General features: G+C 55.2%; 29 protein-coding genes, 1 tRNA gene and 1 pseudogene. 4 read left to right on the top strand and 27 right to left on the bottom strand.

From position 1 onward, the window contains the following. Nucleotides 1-607 precede the first annotated feature (607 nt). The 16 genes from NTX71_09805 to NTX71_09730 all read right to left on the bottom strand — a co-directional run bounded on the left by NTX71_09805 (nt 608) and on the right by NTX71_09730 (nt 14,588). Entirely contained in the window at nt 608-790 is a 183-nt protein-coding gene (locus tag NTX71_09805) for a hypothetical protein (GenBank protein ID MCX6340192.1), read from the bottom strand. Nucleotides 791-808: 18 nt separating this feature from the next. Next, a tRNA-Val gene (locus tag NTX71_09800) sits at nt 809-885 on the bottom strand. A 99-nt stretch (nt 886-984) separates the two neighbouring features. After that, nucleotides 985-1,338, bottom strand: coding sequence for a hypothetical protein (locus tag NTX71_09795; GenBank protein MCX6340191.1), 354 nt, complete (start codon nt 1,336-1,338; stop codon nt 985-987). 158 nt (nt 1,339-1,496) lie between these two features. Next, a complete protein-coding gene (locus NTX71_09790) occupies nt 1,497-2,066 on the bottom strand; it encodes a hypothetical protein (GenBank protein ID MCX6340190.1) in 570 nt (189 codons plus the stop codon). Between the two features lie 87 nt (nt 2,067-2,153). Beyond that, nucleotides 2,154-2,891 (bottom strand): HAD family hydrolase, encoded by a 738-nt coding sequence (locus NTX71_09785; protein MCX6340189.1) that lies wholly within the window; start codon nt 2,889-2,891, stop codon nt 2,154-2,156. A 309-nt stretch (nt 2,892-3,200) separates the two neighbouring features. Then, on the bottom strand, nt 3,201-4,304 hold the full coding sequence (locus NTX71_09780) for a HEAT repeat domain-containing protein (protein ID MCX6340188.1): 1,104 nt from the start codon (nt 4,302-4,304) through the stop codon (nt 3,201-3,203). A 24-nt stretch (nt 4,305-4,328) separates the two neighbouring features. Further along, complete coding sequence (locus tag NTX71_09775; GenBank protein ID MCX6340187.1) at nt 4,329-4,952, bottom strand: lysophospholipid acyltransferase family protein; 624 nt, start codon at nt 4,950-4,952, stop codon at nt 4,329-4,331. An 18-nt stretch (nt 4,953-4,970) separates the two neighbouring features. Beyond that, nucleotides 4,971-6,755: a cache domain-containing protein gene (locus NTX71_09770; protein ID MCX6340186.1), complete on the bottom strand. Its 1,785-nt coding sequence runs from the start codon at nt 6,753-6,755 to the stop codon at nt 4,971-4,973. Nucleotides 6,756-6,780: 25 nt separating this feature from the next. Continuing rightward, entirely contained in the window at nt 6,781-7,491 is a 711-nt protein-coding gene (locus NTX71_09765) for a succinate dehydrogenase iron-sulfur subunit (GenBank protein MCX6340185.1), read from the bottom strand. Between the two features lie 7 nt (nt 7,492-7,498). Continuing rightward, nucleotides 7,499-9,202, bottom strand: coding sequence for a succinate dehydrogenase flavoprotein subunit (gene sdhA / locus NTX71_09760; protein MCX6340184.1), 1,704 nt, complete (start codon nt 9,200-9,202; stop codon nt 7,499-7,501). A 298-nt stretch (nt 9,203-9,500) separates the two neighbouring features. Beyond that, complete coding sequence (sdhD, locus tag NTX71_09755) at nt 9,501-9,839, bottom strand: succinate dehydrogenase, hydrophobic membrane anchor protein (GenBank protein ID MCX6340183.1); 339 nt, start codon at nt 9,837-9,839, stop codon at nt 9,501-9,503. Nucleotides 9,840-9,844: 5 nt separating this feature from the next. Continuing rightward, entirely contained in the window at nt 9,845-10,228 is a 384-nt protein-coding gene (sdhC, locus tag NTX71_09750) for a succinate dehydrogenase, cytochrome b556 subunit (GenBank protein ID MCX6340182.1), read from the bottom strand. An 86-nt stretch (nt 10,229-10,314) separates the two neighbouring features. Beyond that, a complete protein-coding gene (gene priA / locus NTX71_09745; protein ID MCX6340181.1) occupies nt 10,315-12,531 on the bottom strand; it encodes a primosomal protein N' in 2,217 nt (738 codons plus the stop codon). Nucleotides 12,532-12,597: 66 nt separating this feature from the next. Continuing rightward, nucleotides 12,598-12,849 (bottom strand): type II toxin-antitoxin system RelE/ParE family toxin, encoded by a 252-nt coding sequence (locus tag NTX71_09740; protein MCX6340180.1) that lies wholly within the window; start codon nt 12,847-12,849, stop codon nt 12,598-12,600. Next, nucleotides 12,849-13,118, bottom strand: coding sequence for a type II toxin-antitoxin system Phd/YefM family antitoxin (locus NTX71_09735; GenBank protein ID MCX6340179.1), 270 nt, complete (start codon nt 13,116-13,118; stop codon nt 12,849-12,851). Before NTX71_09735 ends, NTX71_09740 begins: the two co-directional genes overlap by 1 nt. A 468-nt stretch (nt 13,119-13,586) precedes the next feature. Then, nucleotides 13,587-14,588 (bottom strand): transposase, encoded by a 1,002-nt coding sequence (locus tag NTX71_09730; GenBank protein ID MCX6340178.1) that lies wholly within the window; start codon nt 14,586-14,588, stop codon nt 13,587-13,589. A 324-nt stretch (nt 14,589-14,912) separates the two neighbouring features. Between NTX71_09730 and NTX71_09725 the strand changes: the two genes are divergently transcribed. From NTX71_09725 to NTX71_09715, 3 genes are all read left to right on the top strand, one after another. Beyond that, nucleotides 14,913-16,223, top strand: a complete 1,311-nt coding sequence (locus NTX71_09725) for a DUF1015 domain-containing protein (protein ID MCX6340177.1) — start codon at nt 14,913-14,915, stop codon at nt 16,221-16,223. 117 nt (nt 16,224-16,340) lie between these two features. Then, nucleotides 16,341-17,258: a hydroxyacid dehydrogenase gene (locus NTX71_09720; protein ID MCX6340176.1), complete on the top strand. Its 918-nt coding sequence runs from the start codon at nt 16,341-16,343 to the stop codon at nt 17,256-17,258. 142 nt (nt 17,259-17,400) lie between these two features. Further along, nucleotides 17,401-18,669, top strand: coding sequence for a Glu/Leu/Phe/Val dehydrogenase (locus NTX71_09715; protein ID MCX6340175.1), 1,269 nt, complete (start codon nt 17,401-17,403; stop codon nt 18,667-18,669). 66 nt (nt 18,670-18,735) lie between these two features. On the opposite strand, the gene NTX71_09710 is transcribed toward NTX71_09715, so the two are convergent. The 3 genes from NTX71_09710 to NTX71_09700 all read right to left on the bottom strand — a co-directional run bounded on the left by NTX71_09710 (nt 18,736) and on the right by NTX71_09700 (nt 19,543). Beyond that, a complete protein-coding gene (locus tag NTX71_09710) occupies nt 18,736-19,017 on the bottom strand; it encodes a GIY-YIG nuclease family protein (protein ID MCX6340174.1) in 282 nt (93 codons plus the stop codon). A 95-nt stretch (nt 19,018-19,112) separates the two neighbouring features. Continuing rightward, entirely contained in the window at nt 19,113-19,337 is a 225-nt protein-coding gene (locus NTX71_09705) for a type II toxin-antitoxin system HicA family toxin (GenBank protein ID MCX6340173.1), read from the bottom strand. Further along, entirely contained in the window at nt 19,334-19,543 is a 210-nt protein-coding gene (locus tag NTX71_09700) for a type II toxin-antitoxin system HicB family antitoxin (protein MCX6340172.1), read from the bottom strand. The genes NTX71_09705 and NTX71_09700 overlap by 4 nt, the downstream gene beginning before the upstream one ends. A 316-nt stretch (nt 19,544-19,859) precedes the next feature. On the opposite strand from NTX71_09700, the pseudogene NTX71_09695 reads away from it, so the two are divergent. Further along, nucleotides 19,860-20,024 (top strand): annotated as a pseudogene (locus NTX71_09695) (glutamate dehydrogenase). A 152-nt stretch (nt 20,025-20,176) separates the two neighbouring features. Here NTX71_09695 and NTX71_09690 read toward each other — a convergent pair. From NTX71_09690 to NTX71_09655, 8 genes are all read right to left on the bottom strand, one after another. Further along, on the bottom strand, nt 20,177-20,512 hold the full coding sequence (locus tag NTX71_09690) for a DUF86 domain-containing protein (GenBank protein ID MCX6340171.1): 336 nt from the start codon (nt 20,510-20,512) through the stop codon (nt 20,177-20,179). Then, entirely contained in the window at nt 20,502-20,816 is a 315-nt protein-coding gene (locus NTX71_09685) for a nucleotidyltransferase family protein (protein MCX6340170.1), read from the bottom strand. Before NTX71_09685 ends, NTX71_09690 begins: the two co-directional genes overlap by 11 nt. A gap of 354 nt (nt 20,817-21,170) precedes the next feature. Then, nucleotides 21,171-23,021 (bottom strand): TIGR03663 family protein, encoded by a 1,851-nt coding sequence (locus NTX71_09680; GenBank protein ID MCX6340169.1) that lies wholly within the window; start codon nt 23,019-23,021, stop codon nt 21,171-21,173. A gap of 24 nt (nt 23,022-23,045) precedes the next feature. Then, nucleotides 23,046-23,342, bottom strand: a complete 297-nt coding sequence (locus tag NTX71_09675; GenBank protein ID MCX6340168.1) for a type II toxin-antitoxin system RelE/ParE family toxin — start codon at nt 23,340-23,342, stop codon at nt 23,046-23,048. Beyond that, nucleotides 23,339-23,560: an addiction module protein gene (locus NTX71_09670; GenBank protein MCX6340167.1), complete on the bottom strand. Its 222-nt coding sequence runs from the start codon at nt 23,558-23,560 to the stop codon at nt 23,339-23,341. The genes NTX71_09675 and NTX71_09670 overlap by 4 nt, the downstream gene beginning before the upstream one ends. A 163-nt stretch (nt 23,561-23,723) precedes the next feature. Beyond that, entirely contained in the window at nt 23,724-24,131 is a 408-nt protein-coding gene (locus NTX71_09665) for a hypothetical protein (GenBank protein MCX6340166.1), read from the bottom strand. 234 nt (nt 24,132-24,365) lie between these two features. Next, nucleotides 24,366-25,556: an HNH endonuclease gene (locus NTX71_09660; protein ID MCX6340165.1), complete on the bottom strand. Its 1,191-nt coding sequence runs from the start codon at nt 25,554-25,556 to the stop codon at nt 24,366-24,368. A 271-nt stretch (nt 25,557-25,827) separates the two neighbouring features. After that, nucleotides 25,828-26,356: BsuBI/PstI family type II restriction endonuclease (locus NTX71_09655; protein ID MCX6340164.1), on the bottom strand; the 529-nt coding region annotated here is incomplete at its 5' end.

The raw sequence follows: 26,356 nt of genomic DNA, 5'->3' as shown, positions 1-26,356 counted from the left end.
GTATAACTGCACGGGTTTCGGGCACCTGTCCCGAATTCCCGTGCATTTTATCCATCATTCTGGAGAGCATTGTACATCATATCTACTTGCCTTGTATGATATTATATATATTTTTAGACTTTTTCAGGAGACCCTAATTACAACTGTTTTTTGCAGCTATTTATCTAGAAAAAGGCAGTAAAAAACCTGCTCCCGAAGTCACTGTCGCATCAGAAGCAGGGCATATACCCCAATGGAAAACCGGCCGAGACGGCTTCCTTCACCGCGTCACAAGTCAGATTCGATTATTATTTTCCTCACCCACTCCTTCTCCCAAGCGGGCTTGAAATTGTCGTCGCTTATGCCAAAGCCCTTTCCCAGTTCGTAATGAGTTGAACGAAGTGATCAACCATTACATCCATTCCCGCATTTCCAATAGCCGCGGTGAAGCCTTCCGCCGCTAAGGAGGTTTGGTGACCATGTTTGCCCGCATTTCTGACATTTCAGAAAGAACGGGTCTCTACTTCTTATTTCCACCCCCACTTTAGCCAGCTCTGCGCTAGTTGGCCTTCTGGGCCTGGTCTTCGTTTCCGTAATGTGCTCCTTTTGTTGCCGCCGTGAAGTCAGCTTATTTGACCCTTATCCCAAGGCCCTTTCCTATCCGTGCCATTATCCTCTCATGCTCAGCCTTCGCCGCAGGGTCGGAGGCGATTTCCTCTCTCAGAACCCTCGGGAATTGGTCCATAATTTCCCCGAATTTCCTTTCGGAGGTTTGAGAGACGGCTAATTTAAGCAACTCTATGGCTTTCATAGACTTACTACAATTTCATGGTGGGCGATACTGGACTCGAACCAGTGACCTCTTGCGTGTCGAGCAAGCGCTCTAGCCAGCTGAGCTAATCGCCCATATATAAATCCCAAATCCCAAACCCCAAATCCCAACCAAGCAATTTAGCCAAACGCAGGGATTCAGGGAGTTACGAAGCGAAGAGAACGTAACTTCCATTACCTGAAAAGAGGGGACACGAAGGCATACACCAGGATAAACACAACGAGGATAATCCCCGTCATGATCAGGGCCGTTTTGATCCTCGCGGCGCGCTGCTCGTGCTTCCTCAAGCCTATCGTCTGGAAGCTCCCCGTGCTCAGGTAGCTCACAAAACGCTTCTTCGACTCCGGGAGGATCGTCGGGCCCAGCAGTTTCCCGAGCGGGGCCTCCTCGCGCCTTCTCCTCGGGAGTGGGTTCTCAATAAATCTATTGAGGTTTCTGATCTCCCGATCAATCTTCGAGAGCTGATTCCTGATCAACTTGATGTGTGAGGAGATAAACTCCTTGCGTCTCGTAAAGAACAGTTTCATAAGATTGTAACTACTCAGGTAGTCAGAAGCCAGGATCCAGAATCCAGAATGGATCGCGAATAAGCTTCCAGTAGCTTACTGACCTCTTCGAGTAACTGCATTAACCCTGATTCTGGCTCCTGACTCCTGAATTCTGGCTCCTGAACAGTTTCATAGGATTAAAGCATTGAGAAGATAATCATGACAACGATGACCATCAGCGCGGCCGGCAGCGCGAGCCAGAAGCCAATCCTGACGAGATCGCCGGCGGTCATATCCTTGATGCCCCAGTCCGCCGCGGCGACGGGCGGCTCCGCCCCCCCGACCACCCGAGCCTTCTTCCCCTCGAGCGCGGGTATCCTGCCCTTGGCGGCACTGAGCTCGTTGCGCGCCTTCTGGATGACGAGGAGCGACTTGCTCAAGTCCTCCCGCAGCGTGCCGGGCGTCCAGCGCTCTTCCTTGACCGCGTGAAGCTGATCGAGAATCGCCGAGAAGCTCTCTCGTGTATTCCTCACGAGGACGAGCATCCTGTTGAGGTCGGCATCCTGGCTCTCGAGGATCGCGATCGCTTTCTGGAGCGCTTCCGCGCACTCTTTCTTCCCGCGGTACCACTCCTCCTCCCTGTTCTTAAGCTCCTCCAACTCGGTCTTCTCCCGTTCAAGATCGGCCTGCTGTTTGCGCAGCTTCGCGATCTGCTCTTTTGCCCTCTCAACCTTTACGAGAAGGTCTTCCTGATCTTTAAGGTTCATACGCACCTCGATTGGTTCCTGTATCTCCCATGCACCACGCCGCCGGCGTCCACCTGCCCGGGCGGCAACAATTCCCGCCGCGCATCATCACAATATCTTCTCGATCTGCGTGAGGTCGGTGACCTGCAAATCAGGAATCTGGCAATAGGCCTCCGGGTCCCGCCTGGCCATTTCGATATCCTTCTCCATCTGGTCAACCAAGTCTCCGTCCTGGTCCCTGCGCTTCACCAGCACCGTCCTCATGCCCGCCCTGTTTCCCATCTGGATATCCGTGAGCCTGTCCCCCACCATGATCGCCCGCTCGGGTTTCACGTTGAGTTTCTCAAGAACGATCCGGGCGATCTCTGGATTCGGTTTCTCGAGTTTATATTTGAGCGAATCGTTCCAGTCAAAAAACGCGTGGGGCTGATGCAGAGTGCTCACCTGCCTGAAGGCCTCCAGCACTACTTTCTTCGTGGTAAATGTCGCGACGGCGTACTTTATGCCGCGGGAATTCAGCGCGTGCATGAACGCCACGGCGTCGGGGAACAGCTTCGAGTGGCCCGAGCGGATATACTCCACGCGCTCACGCTCGTCCACGACCCCCTTCGCTTTCTGGAAGTGGGCCCATGTCGTCTTCAGGCCGATCGTCTCCAGTTTCTCCATGAAGCCCTTATTGGTGAAATAGGAGAGCATGTACTCCTCTTCCTTCCCCTTCGGGATGGAGCCGCCGCATTCCTCGACCGTTTTAACGAACACGTCGCTCCAGTAGATCTTCGGGTTGGGGTAAATCCGGGCTATGGTGTTGTCATTATCAAAAATCACCGCTTCTGTTTTCTGTGCCATGTGGGTTCTCTCTCTGTATCACCCGCTCCTTATTGCTTGCCGGCTCTCGGCCTGCCCGCACTCCTGCAAAAACGGTGCTACCTTACAGTAATTCGCCAAGAATGTCAATCGTCATTTGGCTGGACTTTCCCCATTTTCGCTGCGAACCTTCACTGTTTCACCACGGAGGACACGGAGAAGCACGGAGAACACTGAGGATGAGTATTTATAACCTTTTGGCATTCTACATAATACATAATCTCCGTGCGCTCCGTGAACCTCTGTGATCTCCGTGGTGAAAACATTATGGTTGTTTTCATAAAGTCTCGGCTACGGAATAGGTGGATGAAAAGCATTTTTCTTAATGCCCCCCTCGCTCTGGGCGTCCTGGGCCTTCTGCCACGCACGATACTCTTCACAGAGCACAGTTCGCCCCTGCTCGAACTCCTCAAGAGAGAGCACACGCCCCGTCTGCCCTCTCATTTCCCCCAGGGAGAGATATGCCTCATAGGCGAGCAGCGGCCTGCCGCTACGCACTACCTCAAGCAGCACTCCCGCTGCACTCCTGCCGCCAATCCGCTCCAGCGCGGCCAGAAACACTTCCCCCTCCTCAGCGGGCAGCGACCGATCCGCAAGAATCTTTCCTATCTCATCAATGACCTCCGGGGAGCCCTGCATCCCCATCGCCCAGACTGCCGTGGTGCGGACCACCGGGTCCCGGGACAGGCAGTACGGTCGGAGCGCCTTCGCTGCATCCTGGTCACCCACGATACCCAACAGCCGGATCAGAAAGGTGAGGACGGGTGTCTCAGCCTTTTCCATTGCGGCGGCCGCCCAGCGGCTGAATCTCGAACGCTCCCGGGAGGCGGGGAATCTCTGCCGCAGGCATATCTCATGGACCTCATCCATGAACACGGCCATATACCGGTCCATCGTCTCCATCGCTGCGCCACCTCCCGGGCCACGGTCATCAACCATCCCTTTCGCCAGGCGATAGCACCTCAGCTCTCCTTCGCGGCGCAGCGCAGGTTCTGACGAGTCGAGTTTCTGCCAGCACAGCTCCATCTCTCGAGCGCGCCGCATGAAGGAGGACCTGCCCGTGGGTCCGGCTGCGGGGAGGTTGTCGAGCATGCGCTCCAACCTGGCCCGCTCGCGCTCAATCTCCCCCCTGTGCCGCCCGCCCTTCCCTGTGGATAGAGCGGGCGCAGTTGGCGTTGCTTCAGGCTCGCTCGTGCCCTCATGCGATGGTGAAACGGTCGGACGGGGCGTGACGGCACGATCCTCTAACACGAGCGGAACCATCTGGCGGCTGAGGTCTTCCAGCCAGATAATCCTTCGCTGCCTGACCGCAATGGCTTTGAATATGAGCAGGACGAGTATGGAGAGCAGCGCGAGCGCGAGGAGCCGGATCTTGAAATTCAATGAGCACTTCATGCTCCCTCGGTGAGGAAGGAGTACTCACTCTCTCGCGAGCGAATACATTTCCCTCGTGATACGGTCCATCACCATCTGTCTCATCTTTTTGCCTGCGAGGTCAGAAACAGAGGTGATGGGAAAGGGTACACCGATGCGGATCTCTATGCTCACGCGACGGGTCAGGAGCTTCAGGGGGTGGTAGAGGCCACGGCAGCCGCTGATGTCCACGGGCACGAGCGGGACGTTTGTGCGCTGGGCGATGAGGCTGATCCCGGGACGGAGCTTTTCCCCTTTCCTCAGGCGCCCGATGCCGCCCTCGGGAAAAATGAAGACAACGCCGCCGCTCTCCAGGATATTCGTTGAGTTCTCTATCGCGCTGCGATCAAGCGACCCCCGGCTGACAGGGAAAGCGCCAACACACCTCAAGAGCAGGCCGAGCGGGGGGAACTTTAAGAGCCCCTCCATTGTCATGAAATATACAGGGGCAGGGACCCAAGACCCTACCAGGAAGGGATCGAACCAGGAGATATGATTTGAGAAAACGATGTAGGGCGGCCGCGAGGGCAGATTCTCTAAACCTACCACCCGAATCCGGGATAAAATACGGAATAAGACCCTGATAACCGGCTTTAAAATCTGCTGGAGTTTAAGTGCGCCTCTCGCCATACGCATCTTCCCGGAAACTTATATCTTTGCGATGTCCTCAAACAGGATGTCTATGCCAAACACTCCCGCAATCTCCCCATCCATGCTCCTCACCGGAGCGGCCACGGTGATGCAGAGCGCCCCGTCCAGGAGCGATGTGTAAAAATCGCTCACGTGTGTCTTCCCCGTCTTCATCGGGCGCTTGTACCAGCTCCTGTTCGAGAAATCAAATCCATCGGTGAAATAGGCGTCATACTTCTCCTGATCAAATGGCCTCACGATATTCGCGGTGATCTTCCGGCCCTCGCGGTCAGTCACATACATGTACTTGATAAAGGGATGATCATCAAGCATCGCCTTGAGGACCAGCTCCATCTTCTCAGGCCGCATGGAGCGCACCTCTGCCCGCTCGGTGACCTTTTCAACGAGCTGCTGCGCGATCGCGGACACCCTGGCCTTGAGCTCGTCAAACTCTGATTTGAAGAGGCGGGGCAGGTGCATGCGGGCCAGGTGCAGCATCTCGTCGTCGGATATGGCGGTCGTCCGCTGCCGCGCGTACTGCTCGTCAACCCACTTCTTTATTTTCGCGAGGCCGGGGTCTCTCTTGTCAGTGCGCTTCTCCCCCTCGCGGCCGAGGTAGGAGTCAACCCAGTACGCGATGCCCGCCACTCCCGACTTATCGGTGATGCTCACCCGGATCGGGCGCTTGAGGAGCTTCACCGTGTCAAAGGCGTTGTAGATCTCTTCGTGTTTGAGAACGCCGTCGGCGTGGATCCCAGCACTCGTCGTATTGAAGTCCATCCCGACAAACGGATAGTTGTGGGGGATACGCACGCCGATTGTATCCTGGAAGTATCGCGCGATCCTGGTGATCACTGTTGTGTCTATCCCCTCCTGATGGCCTTTCAGCGAAAGATACTCCATGACCAACCCTTCCACTGGGGGGTTCCCGGTCCGCTCGCCAAAGCCCAGCAGGGCGCCGTTTGCGGCGGAACAGCCGTAGAGCCATGACGCCACGGCGTTGATCAGCACTTTATGGAAGTCGTTGTGTCCGTGCCACTCGAGCCTCTCGGAGGGGACTCCGGCGCAGTGCCTGAGGCCGTGAATCAGCCTGGGGACGCTCCTGGGAAGGGGCACCTCAGCGAACGGCACGCCGTACCCAAGGGTATCGCATGCCCTCACCTTGATGGGGATGCCGCTCTCCTCGGAGAGCTCCATGAGCTCCCGCACGAACGGAACCACGAATCCGAAAAAGTCAGCCCGCGTGATATCCTCAAGGTGGCAGCGGGGTACGATCCCCGCCTCGAGGGCGGCTCTCACAACAGCCAGATAGTTATCCGCAGCCTGCCGCCTCGTCCAGTTCAGCTTCAGGAAGATATGGTAGTCCGAGCACGAGGTGAGAATCCCCGTCTCCTTGAGCCCCATCTCCCTCACGAGCTGGAAGTCTTCCTTCCGCGCGCGGATCCAGCCCGTCACCTGCGGGTAGTGATAGCCCCGCGAGAGGCAGCGCCGGACGGCCTCCTTGTCCTGATCGCTGTAGAGGAAGAACTCGCACTGCCGGATGAGTCCCGTTTCCCCCGTCAGCTCGTGCATCATGGTGTAGATGTCAACAATCTGCTCGACCGTGTAGGGAGGGCGCGACTGCTGTCCGTCCCTGAACGTCGTGTCGGTGATCCATATCTCCCGGGGGAGTTCGATCGGGACGGGCGCCCCCTCAAACTGGACGCGGGGTATCTCAGTATAGGGGAATACGTCGCGGAAGAATACGGGCTCCTCGACGTCCCTCAGCACGTACTCCGCTCTCTTTGCCGCTTTGCGTCTCATCAGCCTGTTATCCCTCCGCCACTGACTAGATCGAGTCCTTCAGCGCCGCTATCTTGAGCTGCGCGATCGCCTCGTTCGGCCGCAAGTTCTTCGGGCAGGACTCCTCGCAGTTGAAAATCGTGTGGCATCTCCAGATGCCGTTCTTCTCGTCCACGAGCTCCAGCCGTTCCCTGCCGGCCTCGTCCCGGCTGTCGAAAATGAACCGGTACGCCTTCAGCAGCGCCCCGGGAGCGAGGTAGGCGGTGTTGAACCAGAACGAGGGGCACGATGAGGTACAGCTCCCGCACAGGATGCAGTTCACCGCGCTGTCAATTTTATCCCGATTCTCTGGCGATTGCACAAACTCCCTGTCGGGGAAGGGCGATTTCCTCACCAGCCAGGGGAGGACCTTCCGCAGCGACCGGTAGAACTCCTCCATGTCCACCACCAGATCCTTGATAAGGGGGTAGCCCGGCAGCGGGTTCACGGTGACGGTCCTCACCCCGAGCGACGCCACCTGAAGATGGCAGGCGAGGTCGTTTTTCCCATTGATGTTCATCGCGCACGAGCCGCAGATCGCGCTCCGGCAGGAGCGGCGGAAGGCGAGTGTCCCGTCCATGCCCGACTTGATCGCCTGGAGGCAGTCGAGCACCGTCATCCCCTTCGCCACTTCGACATCGAACGTATCGTAGCGAGGCCTGGCCGACCGCTCGGGATCGTATCGAAAAATCTTAAATTGGGATTTGGGATTTGGGATTTGGGATTTAATATGTTCTCTCCTTCGGTTGATACCTTGTGATCCGCACAGGCTTGTAGTCGAAAACCGGTCCGTCGGGACTTTTCCAGGCGAGCGTGTGCGTGAGCCACTCGGCATCGTTGCGCGCCGGGTAATCCTTGCGGGAATGGGCCCCGCGGCTCTCTTTGCGGGCGAGCGCCCCCGCCACGATCAGTTCCGTGAAATCAAGGAGGCTCCTCAGCTCCAGCAACTCGACGAGTTCGGTATTGAACCGTTTCCCCTTATCGCTCAACGGCGCGCGGGCGAAGCGCTCCTTCAGTCGCCCGATGATCCCGAGCTGCTCGCGGAGCTGCCCTTCCGTCCTGAAGATGCCGCAATTTTTCTGCATACTCACCTGGAGCTCGTCCCGGATGCGCGCGAACGACTCCGTGCCATCGCGCTCCATGAGGGCGGTGAGTTCTTTCTGCACCGCATCCGCGAACCCTTTGGGCTGCGCGCCCCACTCGATGCGCGGGAGGTCACTGCAGACCGCTCTCCCGGCGCGCCGCCCGAACACCACCGCCTCGAGGAGTGAATTGCACCCCAGGCGGTTCGCGCCGTGCACGGAAACGCAGGCGCACTCCCCGCACGCGTAGAGGCCGGATACCATCGTCCCCCGCGCGTCACCGAGGACGCGGCCATCGTTGTCCGTGGGGATCCCGCCCATGGAGTAGTGCGCCGTCGGCTGGATAGGTATCGGCTCCTTCAGCGCATCGACATCCGTGAAGCGGCGGGCGAGATCGAGTATCTGCGGGAGCCGCTTCATGATCTTTTCCGCGCCGAGGTGCCGCAGGTCGAGGTGGACATATGCGCCGCCGCCGATGCCGCCCCCCTCGTTTATCTCTGTCTGGATCGCCCGGGCGGTGACGTCGCGCGGCGCGAGCTCCATTCTGTCGGGGGCGTACTTCTTCATCAGCCGCTCGCCCTTGCCATTGAGGATATACGCTCCCTCCCCGCGCGCCCCCTCGGTGACAAGGATGCCGCTCGGATAAAAACCTGTCGGATGGAACTGGACAAACTCCATATCCTCCAGCGGGAGGCCGGCGCGGAGCACAATGCTCAATCCGTCGCCGCTGTTCGCGTGCGCGTTGGAGGTGATCTTGTACGCCCTCCCGTAGCCGCCGGTGGCGAACACCACCGTGCGCCCCCAGAACGTGTGCACCTCGCCATGGAGGATATCCAGCGCCACCACACCCGAGCAGACGCCGTCCACGATGATGAGGGCGCGCACGAGGTACTCGGGGTAAAACATGACTGCGTGTTTCAGGCACTGCTCATAGAGCGCGTGGAGGATGACATGCCCCGTGAGGTCGGCCGCGTAGCACGCCCGCTGCTTCGTATGCCCGCCGAACCCGCGCTGCGCGATGAGCCCCTCCGCGGTCCGACTGAAGGGCACGCCCATGTGCTCCAGTTCGATGACCGCCTGCGGCGCCTCCCTGACGAGGATCTCGACCGCGTCCTGGTCGGCGAGGTAGTCGCTCCCCTTGACGGTGTCGAACATGTGGAGGCCCCAGTCATCGTCATCCGCGTTGCCGAGAGAGGCAGCGATCCCCCCCTGGGCGGCTCCCGAGTGCGACCGCGTGGGAAACACCTTGGTCAGGACACAGCAGCTCCCCGCGGACTGCGCCTCGAGGGCCGCGCGCATGCCGGCGAGGCCGGCGCCGATGATCACTGTGTCATACCGATGGAGCATAATGTACCAGTCTCACGAGCACCTGATCTCTCTGATTAACCTGATTTATAATGTACCAGTCTCATGCGCGCCTGATCTCTCTGATCAACCTGACTTTTACTAAGGAACGCACCTAATCTCGTACATGTTTATAGCCTGTCATTGCGAGCGGAGCGAAGCAATCTCTCGCTTAGCAAAGAGTTGGGATTGCTTTGACGTCCCGCTTAGCGGGACTCCTCGCAATGACATGTAAAATATTTTCTGCTCTCCTTAACAAATTCCTCAGAGAAATCAGAATAATCAGGTGCCGAAAATGATTTTACGCGTGAAATGACACTATCGTCACAAGCCCCAGGGAAAATAGTATACATCCAAGCGTCACGATCACGATCAGGCAGATGATCCGCCACGCATCCCGCATAAGATAATCCTGTGCCACCGCCCACACGCCATACCAGCCGTGGTAGAGGGCGAGCGAGAGGAAAACAAGATCGAACGTTTTCCACAGCGGGTTCGAGAGCCTCCGGAGCACGTCGGCGTAGAGCCTCTTTTCAAATCCCATATAGTGCATGAGTATGAAATGCGCGGCGAGCATCACGAAGAGCAATGCCCCGCTCAGCCGCTGAAAGAGCCATGTGTAAGATCCCGTCTGGCGCATTGGTATTATACCCTCGCTCCGGCAGTGAAGAAGACGAGCACAATCCCTCCCGCGATTCCGAGGATCGCGCAGATGGCGAAGACGAGCCAGAAGGTGGACCTGTGCATCCTCATGCCAAAACCGCTGTCCATCACGACGAGTCTCATCCCGTTGAGAGAATGGTAGAGAATGGCCGCCAGCAGCAGCGCCTCCCCTACTCTGAACATCGGCCTGTGCAGAAGATTCATCAGGGAATCATACGCTCCCTGGCCATGCTGGATATGGTGCACCACCCATATGTGCATCGCAATATAGAGCATCAGCGCGAGGCCGGAGATGCGGTGGAAGACATGGGACCACATACCCTCGCCCCATCGGTACCGGAAACTCCTCATCACTGGTTTATCCATCGTAGATCCCGTCATAACGTAAAAACAGCGCATCCAAAACCACGTCTGCCTGATAGAAACACCGCATGGATGCCCAAAGGGTGGGATTATAGCATCGATATCGGGTCCGCATCCACCACAATTTGAACTCCCTTACCCGGCTTCACCTTGCCCAGCGCCTCTTTCAACACGCCGTTCATCCGGATCACGCTCTCGCCCTTGAAAATAATCTGCCACCGGTAGTAGCCCTTCGCACGCACGATCGGCGACGGGGCCGGTCCCAGCACCTCCATCTCCGGCGGGTGCAGCTCGCGCACCGTCCTCGCACAATAGTTGCTGATCCATTTTACCGCTCCCTCGCTCCGGCCGCGCACCGTCACGATGATAAAGCGCGTGAAGGGCGGATACCCCAGCTCTTCCCTGAAGGGAATTTCCTGGCGGTAGAATGACTCGTAATCCTGCGATCGCGCAGCCATAATCGCCGGATGGTTCGGAGCGTATGTCTGCACGATCACCTCTCCATGCACCTCTCCCCTGCCCGCGCGACCCGCCACCTGCGTGAGCAGCTGAAACGTGTATTCTGCCGCGCGGAAGTCGGGGAAATTGAGCGCCGTGTCGGCAGAGATGACCCCCACGAGCGTCACGTTCGGGAAATGCAGCCCCTTGGCGATCATCTGGGTGCCGAGGAGGACCTGGATCTCCCCGTTCCTGAACGCCTTCAGCGTTTCCGCGTGCGCGCCCTTCCCTGTCATGGAGTCGGAGTCCATGCGCCCGACCCTGCAGTCCGGGAAGAGCTTGGATACCATGAGCTCCAGTTTCTGCGTGCCCAGGCCGGGGAAACGGACACCATGCGTGCGGCACCTCGGGCACCGCCCGGCCGATTCACCCGTAAAGCCGCACAGGTGGCAGAGCAGTTTTTCTCCCTCATCGTGCGTGGTGAGCGCGATGCTGCAATTGGGGCACTTGTGCACATAGCCGCACCTGCCGCATATCATGACAGGGGAAAAGCCGCGCCTGTTTAAAAAGAGCATCACCTGCTCTCGCTTTTCGAGACGCTCCTCCATGGCGGTCAGGAGCCGGCGTGAAAAAAATGTCATGCGCCCCACGCGTTTTATCTCCTCTTTCATGTCCACTATGGTGACCGTCGGGAGCGCCCTGTCCTCTATTCTCCTCGGGAGGTGGAAGAGCGCGTACTTGCCGGTGAGGGCGTTCCGGTAGGACTCGACCGAGGGAGTGGCCGAGCCGAGAATGACTACGGCGTTTTCTATTTTCCCCCTCATCACCGCCACGTCGCGGGCGTGATAGCGGGGTGTCTCCTCCTGCTTGTACGTGCGCTCGTGTTCCTCGTCCACGACAATGAGGCCACAATTCTGAACGGGGGCAAATATGGCGGACCGTGCTCCGACCACCACCCGCGCTTTCCCGTCCCTCAGCTTTTCCCACTCGTCGAGCCGCTCGCCGAGCGAGAGCCGGCTGTGGAGCACTGCAACATTCTCAGCGAACCGCGCCTTGAATCCCTCCACCGTCTGCGGCGTGAGCGATATCTCGGGGACAAGGACGATGGCGCCCCGGCCCGATTTCAGGGCTTTGTCAATGGCCTGGAGGTACACCTCGGTCTTCCCGCTGCCGGTCACGCCGTGGAGAAGGATCACCGAGAAGCGCTGCTGCGCGAGCGCCTGCGCCGCACGCTCAATCGCCCGCCGCTGCTCCGGGGTCGGGGGCAGATGCTCCGTAGGGAGGATAGATTCTCCCTCCCATGGGTCACGGTACACCCGTTGCCGCGTCAGGGTAGCGAAGCCCTTCTTCTCCAGCGCGCGGACCGCCTGTTGGGCGGCGCCGCTGCTCCTCAACAGCTCCTGCATCAGGACGGTGCCCTCGCACTGGAGGAGGATTTCAACCACCTTTGCCTGGCGTGGCGCCCTCCTGCCGAGCTCTTCGACTGCCTTCCTGTCGCCGCAGCGCTCCCGATTGAGCTGCACGAAGAGCGGCAGTTTTGCCTTGTGCCCTTTGCGGACGCTCGTCGGCACGATGCAGCGGATAGCCGCTGAAAGGGAGCATGAATAGTATGCCGCGATCCATTCGGCGAGCTTGAGCAACGGCTCGCTCACCACCGGTTTCGCGTCGCGCACCGAGAGGATTGCCTTTGGCGAGGGGAAAGACGTGCGGTCGGAGACCGATGTGACATAGGCGCTGAGCCGCCGCGAGCGGAACGGGACATAGACCCTGACCCCTGGTTTTACTCTATCCTCCATATCCGGTGGAACCAGGTAGTCAAACTGCCTGTCTATGGCGATATCGAACACAACACTGGCGTACTTCGGCATAGTACCTCGCACAATCTGCGATTGATCAAACCGTTGATTCACACGAGTCATTCCCCACAACGTATTTCAGCGGTAGATCTCCCTGCGATGACCTATAGCAATAACGAGGATCCTATTGGGCGCCCTCTCTAATCTGTGCACGATCCGCAAAACCCCCACTCTGTATCTCCTCAAGCCCCTGAACTCACCAAGGAGCATTTCTCCCCTCAAAGGATCCACGGCAAGAATCCGCAATGCCTCGGCGCAGCATCTCTTCTCCTCCGCGGGGAGATTCCGAATATTCTTCTGGGCCTTCTTCGTCAATAATACGGGGGGCATCAGAGCGGCTCCTCAAAGACCTCTTCAAAGGTATAGACAGAACCGCGTTCTGCGCACCTCAGCCCCTCCCTGATGTCGCGGACTAGGGTTTTGTCGGACAGCACATCCTGGGTGGCCACCAAGCTCTTATACTCATCATAGCTGATGATCACCGCTGCCGGCCCGCCCCTTTTTGTGATCACGTAGTGATCATGAACCTTCTCTAATTCCCCGATCAGATTCATGAGTTTCTTTCTGAGCTCGCTCACGGGAATAATCTGCGTCGACATGTGAACCCCCTTTTCTAATTGTACGTCTAAACGTACTATATTATGTACCCAATGTCAAAGGATTTTTACAAAATCCGCTATTGGGCCACTTAGAGGGACCTCTGTCTGTAGGGGTTCGATTCCCGCCTACGGCGGGCAAGTATCGAACTTGCCACGTAACATACGTGGCCCGGGCGCGATAAATCGCGCCCCTACAGCAAGGGAATATTTGCTTCTACGCTATAGCCGACCCATTAGAAAATCTGTTCTATAAGGGGTATATAATATCTGCGCCTCCACAACGATAACCAAACCTGCTCGAATGGGAGCCCCACGGGAATGCCTGTGGTTTTCCGGCAAACGGATAAACCTGTTCGCTTCCTAGGATAGATTATTATCAGCGAAACGTAAACAAAGCCAGGGGGTCTTTTTGAGGGTGTGTGTGGGTTCTGGAGATAATCAGTGCCGTGGGGGTTAGATCTTTAATCTTTACTTTTCGAGCAACTGATTTACCAATTTGTCAAACTTCACCCTGAGCCGCGGAGCTTCTGCTAAACTTCCCTGAAACTTCTTCCGGACTTGGCTCACTCTACTATAATTTATTCCGCCTAACAACTCCCCTATCTGTCGCTGAGAAATGTTCGCTAACCGATAGAGCAGCTCCATCAGCATCGATCGCTCTAACAAATGCCTCCCCTTCCGACATACATCTTCTCTCCTTTTGCCGACAACTTGGAGATATCGGCTGATAAGATCCTCTGAATCCACTTTCTTCCCCAACTCTCTCGCCGCTGGCTGCTCTCGTCTCGATACACCATCATTCAAGAACTTGCCCTTAACCCATTTTACGAATCCCTTGTCACCTATAATTCCATGGCCGCGGGCCAGATCCATAGGATTCTTCAATCCTTTCATCAAGCCCATATTCAAGAACTGCCGATATTCCTCCCTGCCTTTAGAATTATCACCACCAACATAACGCAATATGGTGTCACCACAGTTCAAAAACCTGACCCTCTTCTTCGGCGCAAGATAACCTTGCAAACTGCTCCATGGATACTTAAGCAAGTCTCTCCATCTCTCCTCCACCCCTTTGCGCGCTGATGCCTTCGTGCGTATAGGATTAAGATGGATATATCGTGATACTTCGATCAAATAGCTATCTGCATCGATAAGGAATGCTTTATACCTCCCCTGATACAGATTCCCGGAGCGACCATGGCGATGATTAAAGACGGTCGTATATGAAATATTAAAGTGCCGCATGAACTCGGAGAGATTGCCCCGTGGCGTTTTTATAATAAGATGGAAGTGGTTCCGCATGCACACATAGGCAAGCAGGATGACGTTGTATATCTCAAGAGAGACGGCAAGCTTCTCGAAGAAGCGGGATATATCCTTTTCATCAGCGAAAATATTTCGCCGCTCATTCCCTCGGCAGGTTACATGATAATACGCACCGGGATATTGGATCCGTAATGGCCGCGCCATGCCACAATACTATCACACAAAGCCCAAAAGTAAAGATTAAAGACTTGACCCCAGGGATGGTTTTCTGATCTTCAGGATAAAAAGTATTCTTCCGCCCCCACGTATCATCAAAAGGCGGCGGCTCCCCTCCACCTGACTCATTGCCTGTATAAATAGGTCCCTCTGAATAATTGCCGGCACTGGTACAGAGTAAAGATTGCCCCGCTGTTTCCTGAATGATCATTCAACGGCAAAGTTCTGTCCATATCCTAAAAACCTTTGACACCGCCGAGGAATTGAATATAGTATATGCACCCCAGGCAGAGTCGAGGATGGAGCAATAACATGGCAAAGATTTACCCCTTCCGAGCCTTCCGCTACAATCAGAAGAAGGTGCCCGACATAGGCGCGGTATTCGCCGAGCCCTATGACAAAATCACGCCCGAGCTCCAGGAGAAGTATTATCGGCGCAACCCGTACAACATCGTTCGCTTTTCAAAAGGGAAGACAACCCCCCGGGATGACGCGCAGCACAATCAATACACCCGCGCCCGCGACTTCCTCGAGAAATGTATCGCTGAGGGGATCCTCGTCAGGGACGAACGAGAGGCGCTCTATATTTACGACGAGGAGTATCCCCTCCCGGGAGCACCGGCAAGAACACGGCATGGATTCATCGCGCTCGGCCAGCTTGAGGAATTCGGGAAGGGCGGCGTGATGCCTCACGAGCGGACGCTCGCAGGCCCGAAGGCAGACCGACTCAATCTCATGCGCGCGACGGCCGCGCAATCGGGGCTCATCTTCATGCTCTACTCCGATCCGGACAACGAGGTCACCGCCGTCCTCTCGCGGGAAACCCGCCGCCCACCGGATATCAAAGCCAGTGATGACAATGGGGTGATCCACCGGGTATGGGTGGTGACGGACAGGAGCATTCAGCAGAAGGTCATGGCTCTCATGGAGGGCAAGACACTCTTCATCGCGGACGGACACCACCGGTACGAGACCGCGCTCAACTACCGCAGAGAGATGAGGGAAAAGGGCGTGCGGTGTATGCCGGGGAACGAAACCTACGACAACCACCTCATGGCGTTCGTATCCATGCATGACCGCGGCCTCACCATCCTCCCCACGCACCGGCTGCTTTTCAACCTCACGCCCGCCCAGATCGCTTCTTTCCCGAAAGAGCTGGCTAAATTTTTCAAGACCGAGCGCTGCGCGGATCTCGCCGATCTGCTTCGCAGGATGGAAATGCAGAACGGCGCGGACCATCGCTTCGGCCTCTACCTCGGCGATGCGTTTACGCTGCTGACGCTCAAAAATGAGACGGATGTTGCCGGACTCATGCGCCCGGATGCATCCGACGGCTGGAAGCGGCTCGATGTGAGCATCATTCACGCGATCCTTGAGCACCTCCTCGGGATTGACAAGAAAAAGCTCGAAGAGGAAACCAACGTGGCCTACGAGCGTTACGCCGATCTGGCGGTGAAGATGGTGGATGAGGGGAAATACCAGATGGCCATCTTCCTCAACCCCACGAAGGCACGGCAAGTCGCGAAGATCGCGGGGAACGGCGAGCGCATGCCGCAGAAATCCACGGATTTCTATCCGAAACTGTACACCGGACTCGTGATAAACAAATTGAATCTTGCGTGAGCCGCACATAATCGCATATCCGCGCAGCGCGCGTTCGCCATTATTCGAGCATTTAACTGCTCGTTGCCTGGTGATTCGCGCCGGCTCACGATAGTAGGTTAATATAAAGGAGGAACTATGAAAAAGGTGCTCATCTGCGACCCTCTCGCGAAAGAGGCGGTCGCGATCCTCAAGAATGCCGGTCTCGGCGTTGACGAGAAGATCGGCTTGAACGAGGAGGAACTTGTGAAGTGCATCGGAGACTATAGCGCCATCATCGTCAGGAGCGCGACCAAGGTGACGCGCAAGGTCATCGAGGCAGGGAAGAAGCTCGAGGTCATCGCGCGCGGAGGTGTGGGGCTCGACAATATCGACGCCGCGTGCGCCAAGGAGCGCGGCATCCCCATCCTGAATACCCCGAGGGCTTCTTCGATCTCCGTGGCTGAACTCGCCATCGGCCTCATGTTCGCCCTCGCCCGCTTCATTCCCCAGGCTGACGCCTCCATCAAGGCCGGTAAATGGGAGAAGAAAAAGTTCACCGGATTTGAACTCTACGGAAAGCGGCTCGGCGTCATCGGGATCGGACGCATCGGGCAGGAGGTCGCCGTGCGCGCGATGGGGCTTGGGATGAAGGTCACCACCTACGACCCGTTCGGCTGCTGCGCGCCGACCGTCCAGGCGCCCCTGATGGATACGTGCGACCTCGATACGCTGCTCAGGGAGTCTGACATCATCACCCTCCACGTCCCGAAGACGAAGGAGACGACGCACATGATCGGCAAGAAGCAGTTCGACATGATGAAGAAGGGCGTGGTCATCATCAACTGCGCCCGGGGCGGCATCGTGGACGAGCAGGCGCTCTGCGCGGCGCTCACGAGCGGGAAGGTGAGAGGGGCGGCTATTGACGTTTTTGAGAAGGAGCCGCCTGAGGGTAATCCCCTCCTCAAACTGGACAATGTCATCGTGACTCCGCACATCGGCGCCTCTACCGTAGAGGGCCAGTTCCGCGTGGGGACGGAGATCGCAGCGCTCGTGGTGGAGCGGTTGAATAGATGATTTGAATCCTGCACCTGATTGCCCTGATATTTTTGATTTACCTGCCGTAGGGGCGCGATTCATCGCGCCCGGGTAGATCAGGTAGGCACGTTAATCATCGGTGTATTGGTTATAGGTCTCATCTACCGGAGAAAGGAATCATATGAAGAAATTGCTCAAGGTCGGCGACGGGCAGGGCCCACTGGACATGGTGCTCCAGCAGCTTGACCTCGCCGTGCAGAAACTCAAGATCAACCCTGATATCCACGAGAAGCTGAAAACCCCCCAGCGGATACTGATTGTCTCCGTGCCAGTCCGCATGGATGACGGGCACCTCAAGGTCTTCACGGGGTACCGCGTGCAGCACAGCATGGAGCGGGGCCCCTGCAAGGGGGGCATACGATACCACCCCCAGGTGGACCTCAACGAGATAACCGCCCTCGCCATGCTCATGACATGGAAGTGCGCAGTGGTCAATATCCCCTACGGCGGCTCCAAGGGGGGAGTGGTGTGCGACCCGTCGCAGATGTCCGAGTTCGAAATCGAACGGCTGACGCGCCGCTACGCGAGCGAGATCTCGATCATCATCGGGCCCGACAAAGACATCCCCGCGCCTGACGTGAATACCAACCCGAAGGTCATGGGCTGGATCATGGACACCTACAGCATGAACCTCGGCCACAGCGTGCCGGGAGTCGTAACCGGCAAGCCGCTCTGCCTCGGCGGATCCAAGGGCAGGCTCGAGGCGACCGCACGGGGGGTCTTTTACGTCACGGAACAGACATGCGCCTATAAAGGGCTTTCACTGGGCGAAGTCTCGGTGGCCATCCAGGGCTTCGGCAACGTGGGCTCGTACACTGCGCGCATCATCCACGAGCACGGCGGCAAGGTCGTCGCGGTGAGCGACGTCTCCGGGGGCACGCACAATCCCGCCGGCCTGGACATCCCCAAGGTGCTCGCGCACATGGCGCAGAAGAAGCCGCTCCGTGAGTTCTCCGGTGGCAAGCCGATCACCAACAAACAGCTCCTGGAATGCCAGTGCGACATCCTCATCCCCGCGGCGCTCGAAGGCCAGATCACCGAACAGAACGCGCCGCACATAAAGGCGCAGATCATCGTGGAGGCCGCCAACGCCCCCACCACACCCTCGGGAGACCGCATCCTGAGGGAACGGGGAGTCCTTGTGGTGCCCGACATCCTCGCCAATGCGGGCGGCGTCACCGTGTCGTACTTCGAATGGGTGCAGAGCCTCCAGGCCTACTTCTGGTCGGAGGAGGAGGTCAACGAGAAGCTGCGCAGGGTGATGACACAGGCGTTCACCGAAACCATTGCCATGATGGAGAAATATCGCGTCGATATGCGCATGGGGGCGATGATGCTCGGCGTCGGCAGGGTGGCCGAGGCGGCGGGGTACCGGGGATTGTGGCCGTGATTACAGCCTGACGCCGTCGTTCACGCGCGGCGATATGCTGTCGCGTGGAACGGCTTGTTGTGCTTCCTATTCTCTGAGTTTCGGCCACTGATTGTAGCCAATTGCTGGGTTGTTCGATCTGACTTTCCGGATGAACTCAACTTCCTTCTGACTTACCTCGGAGTCGGATGCCGACTCCGACTCCCAGAGAATTTCTTTTCGAATTGTGAAGTCCCGTCTCTGTTCCGTGATGAAATCCTTCGCGATGAGTTCACTACTCGCGCTACCGAAGTAGTTGATGCTATCGGTCAGGTCTTGCCCGACGTAGATCTTCCCGTTTGGATAGGTGATCTTGTAGATGACCTTCATCCTATCTCTATCCTTCTCAGCAAAACGCTGGAATTGAGCGGCGCTCCCCCTCAATGGGACGCGGGGAGGGGTGCTCGATCGAATGACTTGGTTGCTCAGAGGTGGTCTTGAAATTCTTCACGGGTAATTTCGCAGTCGCGAAGTATCTGGCCAAGGAGCCCTCGACCGATTATTTCTTTTCGATGAACCGGCACTACAGTACACCGCCCGTCAGGATGCCGAAGGAAATGATGGCTACCCTTGATACGGATGACTTCAAAACCGAGTCGCTGTAGCGTCTTAATGAGCTGGCCGCCTGCGATTGCAGGAATTCTACTCATATTCTTATTGCCACGCGCTGCACGCCGACAAACTCATTTGATACCGGCTTTTCAACCTCTAGACATAGCTCAATGGCTTCGCGAACACGCTTCATCAACACATCCAGCGACTTGGCTTGGGTGTGGCAACCCCTAAGCGCGGGGACGCTGGCAACGAAGTAGCCGTCCTCATCTTTTTCGATAACAACGTTAAACTCACGAGTCATTTCAATATCCTCCAGCACTTATGATACTACAAAGGTACGGTTATTTCATTCCATATTTTGAGCGAATGTCGGAATTGAGCGGCGATCCCGCTGCCTGCCTGTAGGCAGGAGCGGAATGCGGGAATATAGCGAGCCGAGGGAGCGCGCATCCGCCCCGGCAATGCGTCAGTCCATCAGACCGCACATTACATTTGACCTCAGTAATCTTCAAACAGGCTGATTTTCAACTACAACGCTTCATAACTCACTACCTGTCAGAGAGATATAGGCTGAAAAGTAGCCTGTCCCCTTTTCAGTTCCTAATGCCTACTTCTGGTCGGAGGAGGAGGTCAACGAGAAGCTGCGCAGGGTGATGACACAGGCGTTCACCGAAACCATTGCCATGATGGAGAAATACCGCGTCGATATGCGCATGGGGGCGATGATGCTCGGCGTTGGCCGCGTTGCCGAGGCGTCGGGATATCGGGGGTTGTGGCCATAACCACAGTCTAAAGTTTAAAGCGGAAAGTTGAAAGTGCCAAGGAGCGAGCGGACAGCCCAGAAAGGGAGCGAGCAGAAGGCTCGCGCATCCGCGCCGTCAAAGCGCCAGCCCCGCAGGGGGCGCCCACTCGAATGATTTGTTCGCGCGGTATTCTACTGCAGGAAATTGCCCACGTCCTTAAGAAGATTATCGAGATCCTCGTCGACAATGGCCCATACAATACGATCATCGATAGTGCTATAGCCGTGGACAAGTATGTTTCTGAAGGAGATAATGTCGCGGTATTCGCGAATCTTCTGTAACAGCTCTGGCTCGTCCCGTTTGATCCTGCTGAGCGCTTCTCCGATAATCTCAAGCTTCCGTTCTACCCCACTGCGGAGCAGCTCGTTAGAGGAGTATTGATCGAACGTACTCCCCGCAATAAAACCTTTGATAGCCTTTCCAGCCTGAAGAATATCATGAAGATGGCTGAGGATTTCATCCTTCATAAACAGGAATCCTCTCTCTCAGAACGCGTGCCCTGAAATACGGGTTCCTGAGACTGGCCATTGTCAGCAGATCGACCTCGCAACCCAAGGTGTCTTCCAGGTGATGGAGAAGCCCGAAGAACCGCTTCGCTGGGCTGCGACTCGGCTCTCTGAACTCGACGAGCAAGTCGACGTCGCTGGACGCATTGGTCGTATCACGGGCGATCGAGCCAAACAGATCGAGCCGCCTGACATTAAACTCGCGGCAGGCCGGTAAAGCAGCTTTCTTTATATCTTCAAGTTTCACACTGAGATTATCGCCCACATGAGGCTTCTGATCAAGTGCAAATCCAACGCCTGTCAAATCCAACGCCGGGATCGAGCAGCGATCCCACTTAGGGGGACGTGGGAATGAAGCGAGCCGAGGGAGCGCGCATCCGCCCGGGCAAGGCGAAACCTCCTGGCATTTCCTCCTTACAGCCGATTTTTAGACCCGAAAATCGCGTCTAAGGCCTTATTCTGACCTGGAAATATTCTCATCTCCTTCAATGGCAAAAAGATACCGTGGTGCGACCCCGATCCGACCCCGATCCAAGATGTGCCTCTCTCGCAGTTAGTTACAACAAATCTCCCGCAAGATATAAATGTCGAATGTCACAACCAACTGCAATTGTTTGTGTTATAACCGGACAGTACTGGGTTCGCCTATTAAATCTTTTCGAATGCAAAAGGCAATGTCCTGTGAGCCGGTAGTGCTCCATGGTTCTCGGAAGAAGTAGTACTTTAGCAGCACAATAAAAGGTTTCTCTAGCTCATTCAAAGGCTTGGGGATCCACCATTCTCTTAATTTCAACCGATGAATTTTATAGTAGGGTTCAAGAACTCCCCTATTGTCTCTTACCCTTTCCCAATTGACGATAATCACAGCTTTATCTGTTTTGGTGAAATGGCCCGGATAGAACCAATTCTTGTATTTTCTTAGATACCATGTCAAAGGCCATGTTGAATCTCCTTGTACTCCTATGGAGAGATTCAGGTCTGCCCCTGTTTTCTCTGCCATGGCTGAAATCATATTGAGCGGTTCTTTGATATCCATAGAGGTCTGCGTATACACCATACGCTCGGCTGGACTTGCCTCGTTGTAAAAGCAGAGACGGATCGATGCCTGGAGCGATAAAAGGAGACCTATCGCCAGTATAACGTCATAGACAATCGGTGCGCTCCTGAAGCGTTCAGAGGCTAAAAACTCCTTTATGAAGAGACTAGCCCATAAAATAATGGGCATCAATATGTGTATCAGAAGCCATGGTGTCTTTCCAATACCATAAGAGTAAATCAGGACGCTTGTACAGCACCAATATGAGAGAAAAGCAGGAAATCGCTGTCCATCTCTTAGATAAATGCATGTTGCGGTCATGCATAGTGTGAATACATACAATGCAAAGACAATATGCATCGTATTCGTTACGTGAAACCAGGCGTCCCACGGTTCCACAGGGAGCGGCTGCCGCCATAGCATTAGAAGAGGGAGGGCAATAACGGAACTTGCTATGAGGATAATCTTCGCAAGGAGTCTCTTTCTCAGCAATGCAATAAGGCCAGAACAAAGCACAATCAGAAGTGGTAGTTCATAAGTAGCAGCTATAGGGCAGAACCCGGTGAAAGGGCCTTTCATGCGCTGGATATTGTTTTGGTGGAACCAGTAACTTAGAGACTTGCGATAGAGGCCGTCAATGAAGCCCGATTTGTTTGTTAGAAAGCTCGTATAGAATAGATAAAATATGCCAAAAAAAATGGCAGCTGCAATGACAATATCAAGGAGCTTTATTTGTCCCTTTTGATCAGAGGCTTGTTCAACAGCTGGGCAATGAACAGAGCTGGCGAAAGTTTTACAGAAGCACCGCTCGAAAAGCTTCATGAATATAAGGAATGTCACAAAGATAAAAAGATATATGTAAGAATCCACTTTTGAGCAGAACATAAGGGCGAGCGCAATGCTCAATCCATAGATATAGCCTCTCCTATGCGTATATTGAATCCGCATATAAAATGTGACGGAGAGAAACGCCCAGAAAGCCACAAAGATGTCATGACTTAGGAAACGCGAATAGTACATATAGGTGGGAGACACTGCGAATAATACCGCAGCTGCTAGACTTCCAGTTTTGCATAGCCGTCGTTTTAAGAGCGGGGTGCAACATACCAGAGCAACGCCACAAAGCGCAGCAGGGAGACGGGCGGTAAAATCATTATCGCCGAACAATGAAAAAGCCAATGCGGTAATGTAAAATGTGGCAGGCCCGTGCATCATCGGATCATATTTATATCCGCGCCCTTCATAAAGATACCAAGAATAGGTTGCGTAAAGGCTCTCGTCATGGTGATAGGGTTTATAGGCGAGCCCGTAAAGACGGGTCACAATGGTGAAAACTACAGTCACTAGAAATATTATTCTGTACCAATCAAGGCGTATTTCCACATAGCTGCTCTTTGGTGCGTGGTTGGTCTGTTCCGAAATTTTATGTTGCATTTCCAATTCTCAATTCCGTCGTCTTTAGCCCTTCATCCGTCTCCTTCTTATCCAACTTGGATTCCGACGGCAATCAAGGACAGCAAAGACCACAACCGCATTATCGATGATGCGATAATATACAGCGAACGGGAAGCGATTGGAGAGCTGGCGGTGGTATCTGAAAACTACTTGGTGGATACCTGCGAAGTATGTCAGCGAATCAATATCCGAATAAAGGGAATCGAGAAAATACGATCCAAGGCCGGGAGACTGCGACTCATAGAAACGACATCCCTCTTCAAGATCCTCTTCAGCTGCGCTAAGGATTCTTATCTTCATGAGACCTTCTTTTGAATCCTCTTCTTAGCCTGTTCCCAATCCGACGCGGTCACTTTGCCGGCCGCGTAAGCTTCCCCTCGATCCTTAAGGACGGCTTCATGCCAGGGCGGTGATTTCAGCGCCTTTTCATCTCGACTTAAGTCTGCCCAGAGGGTCTCCATCAAGTTCAACTTTTGGGCAAGTGAAAGCTGGGAAATAGCTATATCAGCTCTCTTCATAGCATTTTCCTTTCTTGGGCCGACGCCCTTGTAATAGCTAAATAACTCAGGCCACCCACTACAATTGTAGCAGGATAATTACGATTGATCTTTTCCCATTTTTATAGGACTAACGTAAAGCTCACCTGTCCCGAACGCTTTCGGGGTCAGGTGCAGCGATTTGTTAGCCCGTTACTTCAACACCTTCGTCTCTACACCATTTTTTAAGAGCCAACTTTGAATGTTGATTTTCAAACATAGACCACTCGTCGAGAAGGTCTTTTTCTTCGAGCATTTGCTTGAATCTTGAGTATGCCTCTTTGTGACTAAAAATGTGCTCAACTCTATTTAACTCATCAGGAAAACGCATTTCTGCGAATTCATAAACTAGCTCCTTGCCGAGATTCAAATCGTTCTTGTGGGGGATTTCTACGCACTTCTCATAATCTAGGTCTTCGGGTATTTCATCTAGGTCACCAAACTCAGATTTGTAATAAATCTTACCAGTATCTCGGCAAAGCACAGCGCTATGTTCAAACGGTGACCCGCTACTAACGAAAAGAAAGGCGTCTTCAAGATCGCTAAACGACACACTCACATCGCAATTCCTTTCATGTGGGCTAACGACGGAATTGAGCGGCGACCGCAGACGGGGCGGGGAGGGAGCGAGCCTTAGGCTCGCGCATCCGCGCCGGCAAGGCGAAGCCCCGCAGGGGACGCCCGCTCGAATGACTTGTTCGCGCCGCCAGGCGCGGCAAGTCATGAGAGTTCGGTCAATTCCGTCGTTAGGCTAATTCTCTTGTTTCTTCAAGTTCTTGTTCGTCGCTTAGACGCTACGATTACTCTTGCCAACGTTACAGTCAACGCAAAGCGCTCGTAGATTCTCGAACGTAGTTTTACCTCCCTTGGAGAAGGGAATAATGTGGTCGACATGCAACCTACAGCCCAGCTCGGTGGCTGGGCTTCGGCCGCAGCGCTGGCAGCGAAACCGGTCACGCTGAAGCACCTTATAACGAAGGCCGATGTTTGGGTCGCGCCTGTCCTCGGGTTTGATGTTCGTCGGCGCAGGTCTTGTGATGCGAGGACGCGCGATAATTTGACTTACAGATTGTGGTCTGCTCGGACCGGCGGCGCTGGTCGTGGTACTTTTCGTTGGACCGGTCCGACCCACCAAGTTGGAAGTATCTTGTTTGAGATCGTGCGCCGGATCGCCATCGGCTTCCGAGTTGGCACGCTCCACGAAGGCCTTCAGTGCTTTTCTCCATCCCCCATAGCGATGGATGTAAGTGTTTTTACCAACAGTCGATGGTGGTTTGTCCATCTCGGACACGGTCGGCGGCCGACCGTAGTGCGTCCAAACTTCGAGTAGGTTTTCGAATACCTCGTCTTCAGTATGTCTTCGTCCGTGACTGACCTGTTTGATGCCCGCCTGTCTGAGCGCTTTTGAGACGCTGCCAAATCTGCGAAACAACTGGGATTGACTGATTTCAGAGTTGGCCACTATATCGGCGCCGCTGAGACATGCCTTGTCAAGTCGCGCGGCGACGTCACGTATCTGGGCAAGAATTTCTTCATCGCTCATGGTGCGACCTGGTTGCGATCTCATTCGTTCGGTCGTAAACGGGCCGACAAATCGGCTGCCGACTCCCGCTGCGTCGAGAGCTTCGCGCCATCCACCAAACCGCCGCTTGACACAGCTGGGCGAGTACCGCCCCTGCGCCGAATAAAACGCGATTGTGAAAGGTCCGTTGGGAAACGATTCGGATATTCGCCTCAGGTCCTCGATAATCGCAGCGTCAGAGTAATCTGGCAGCGCGTCGATCAGTCCGGCTCTCCTAGTGGCCTCGCTCCAGGATCCGAAGCGTATCTCTATTGCGCTGCTCTTAATCTTGGACTGAGAATTAAAAGCGTCCTTTGTCAAGCGGCGATCCGGCATCAATGCGGCAACACGCCGTATTTCGGCAAGTACTGCCTCGTCCGACCTATCATCCAGCCAATTAGTTTCGAACTTTGCCATTTGCGTTGAGCCTAACGACGGAATTGAGCGGCGATCCCGCTAAGCGGGGCGCGGTCAGGAGCAAACGCCCTGAAATTTCCGCCGTGAATCCCCCGCTTAAACCGGGGGTTGTTCAGTGTATAGCAAAGGCCTCACCCTGATTCTGAGCAGGTCTTGCTGACATTGGCCGATACGAGTGTCCATGTCGTTCGCGCAGCTTTGGCGGCGCGAACACAAAAATCAGCGGCGGCTGTAAGACGTCCGCTGCATTGCCTGGTTGAGTCGATTCATACTATTCCTCATAGGGTCCGAGAAAACGTTCACCGTTAAAGTGGATCATATGTGTTGGCGACTCGGCAATCCAGACTTCCGTCTCCCAAGAAATGTCATTCAAGTATTTCAGCATAGCCCTTCGATCAATAAATGCAGTCACAAAAACCAAACCAGCGGTCGATGAGGAAAACAATTCCTTCAATTCCTGCCTGCGCTTCGGGCTTACAGGCCCGTGGCTAGTCACAGCCTCGATCAGAACCAGCCAGTTCTTTTCTGCATAATGCACCACAACATCGGGCATCTTCCCGTGCTCTTGAATTTCTATACCAAGTAGCGCCAGGGCCTCTGAATCGAAATATGCCCATTTTGTCTGAGTATCCCCAACATAAATGACGGAACTTCCAGGCGTGAACAAAGGGCAGAAATCATCTATTATCTTCTTAACCAAGACATTATGGCCACCAGGGGAAAGCCTGATTTTCTCATCATTCGCCAGCTTGACGGGCAGTCGTCTCATGTCTCGCTCGCGTTCATACAGCTTTTTCAGC

It is taken from the genome of Candidatus Auribacterota bacterium (assembly GCA_026392035.1).
Taxonomy (GTDB): Bacteria; Auribacterota; Tritonobacteria; order UBA1439; family UBA1439; genus JAPLCX01.
Note: the sequence above shows the minus strand (reverse complement) of the source record. Positions and strands in the feature narration are given on the sequence as shown.

What these genes read in the sequence shown, in the direction of transcription:
- NTX71_09775 (MCX6340187.1), bottom strand. Translation starts at nt 4,952, where the DNA reads ATGGCGAGAGGCGCACTTAAACTCCAGCAGATTTTAAAGCCGGTTATC.
- NTX71_09705 (MCX6340173.1), bottom strand. Translation starts at nt 19,337, where the DNA reads ATGAGTAGAATTCCTGCAATCGCAGGCGGCCAGCTCATTAAGACGCTA.
- NTX71_09715 (MCX6340175.1), top strand. Translation starts at nt 17,401, where the DNA reads ATGAAGAAATTGCTCAAGGTCGGCGACGGGCAGGGCCCACTGGACATG.
- sdhD (MCX6340183.1), bottom strand. Translation starts at nt 9,839, where the DNA reads ATGCGCCAGACGGGATCTTACACATGGCTCTTTCAGCGGCTGAGCGGG.
- NTX71_09670 (MCX6340167.1), bottom strand. Translation starts at nt 23,560, where the DNA reads ATGAAGAGAGCTGATATAGCTATTTCCCAGCTTTCACTTGCCCAAAAG.
- NTX71_09730 (MCX6340178.1), bottom strand. Translation starts at nt 14,588, where the DNA reads ATGGCGCGGCCATTACGGATCCAATATCCCGGTGCGTATTATCATGTA.
- NTX71_09805 (MCX6340192.1), bottom strand. Translation starts at nt 790, where the DNA reads ATGAAAGCCATAGAGTTGCTTAAATTAGCCGTCTCTCAAACCTCCGAA.
- priA (MCX6340181.1), bottom strand. Translation starts at nt 12,531, where the DNA reads ATGCCGAAGTACGCCAGTGTTGTGTTCGATATCGCCATAGACAGGCAG.
- NTX71_09660 (MCX6340165.1), bottom strand. Translation starts at nt 25,556, where the DNA reads ATGGCAAAGTTCGAAACTAATTGGCTGGATGATAGGTCGGACGAGGCA.
- NTX71_09680 (MCX6340169.1), bottom strand. Translation starts at nt 23,021, where the DNA reads ATGCAACATAAAATTTCGGAACAGACCAACCACGCACCAAAGAGCAGC.
- NTX71_09700 (MCX6340172.1), bottom strand. Translation starts at nt 19,543, where the DNA reads ATGACTCGTGAGTTTAACGTTGTTATCGAAAAAGATGAGGACGGCTAC.
- NTX71_09675 (MCX6340168.1), bottom strand. Translation starts at nt 23,342, where the DNA reads ATGAAGATAAGAATCCTTAGCGCAGCTGAAGAGGATCTTGAAGAGGGA.
- NTX71_09785 (MCX6340189.1), bottom strand. Translation starts at nt 2,891, where the DNA reads ATGGCACAGAAAACAGAAGCGGTGATTTTTGATAATGACAACACCATA.
- NTX71_09690 (MCX6340171.1), bottom strand. Translation starts at nt 20,512, where the DNA reads ATGAAGGATGAAATCCTCAGCCATCTTCATGATATTCTTCAGGCTGGA.
- NTX71_09725 (MCX6340177.1), top strand. Translation starts at nt 14,913, where the DNA reads ATGGCAAAGATTTACCCCTTCCGAGCCTTCCGCTACAATCAGAAGAAG.
- NTX71_09770 (MCX6340186.1), bottom strand. Translation starts at nt 6,755, where the DNA reads ATGAGACGCAAAGCGGCAAAGAGAGCGGAGTACGTGCTGAGGGACGTC.
- NTX71_09710 (MCX6340174.1), bottom strand. Translation starts at nt 19,017, where the DNA reads ATGAAGGTCATCTACAAGATCACCTATCCAAACGGGAAGATCTACGTC.
- NTX71_09735 (MCX6340179.1), bottom strand. Translation starts at nt 13,118, where the DNA reads ATGTCGACGCAGATTATTCCCGTGAGCGAGCTCAGAAAGAAACTCATG.
- sdhA (MCX6340184.1), bottom strand. Translation starts at nt 9,202, where the DNA reads ATGCTCCATCGGTATGACACAGTGATCATCGGCGCCGGCCTCGCCGGC.
- NTX71_09720 (MCX6340176.1), top strand. Translation starts at nt 16,341, where the DNA reads ATGAAAAAGGTGCTCATCTGCGACCCTCTCGCGAAAGAGGCGGTCGCG.
- NTX71_09790 (MCX6340190.1), bottom strand. Translation starts at nt 2,066, where the DNA reads ATGAACCTTAAAGATCAGGAAGACCTTCTCGTAAAGGTTGAGAGGGCA.
- NTX71_09780 (MCX6340188.1), bottom strand. Translation starts at nt 4,304, where the DNA reads ATGAAGTGCTCATTGAATTTCAAGATCCGGCTCCTCGCGCTCGCGCTG.
- NTX71_09795 (MCX6340191.1), bottom strand. Translation starts at nt 1,338, where the DNA reads ATGAAACTGTTCTTTACGAGACGCAAGGAGTTTATCTCCTCACACATC.
- sdhC (MCX6340182.1), bottom strand. Translation starts at nt 10,228, where the DNA reads ATGGATAAACCAGTGATGAGGAGTTTCCGGTACCGATGGGGCGAGGGT.
- NTX71_09740 (MCX6340180.1), bottom strand. Translation starts at nt 12,849, where the DNA reads ATGCCCCCCGTATTATTGACGAAGAAGGCCCAGAAGAATATTCGGAAT.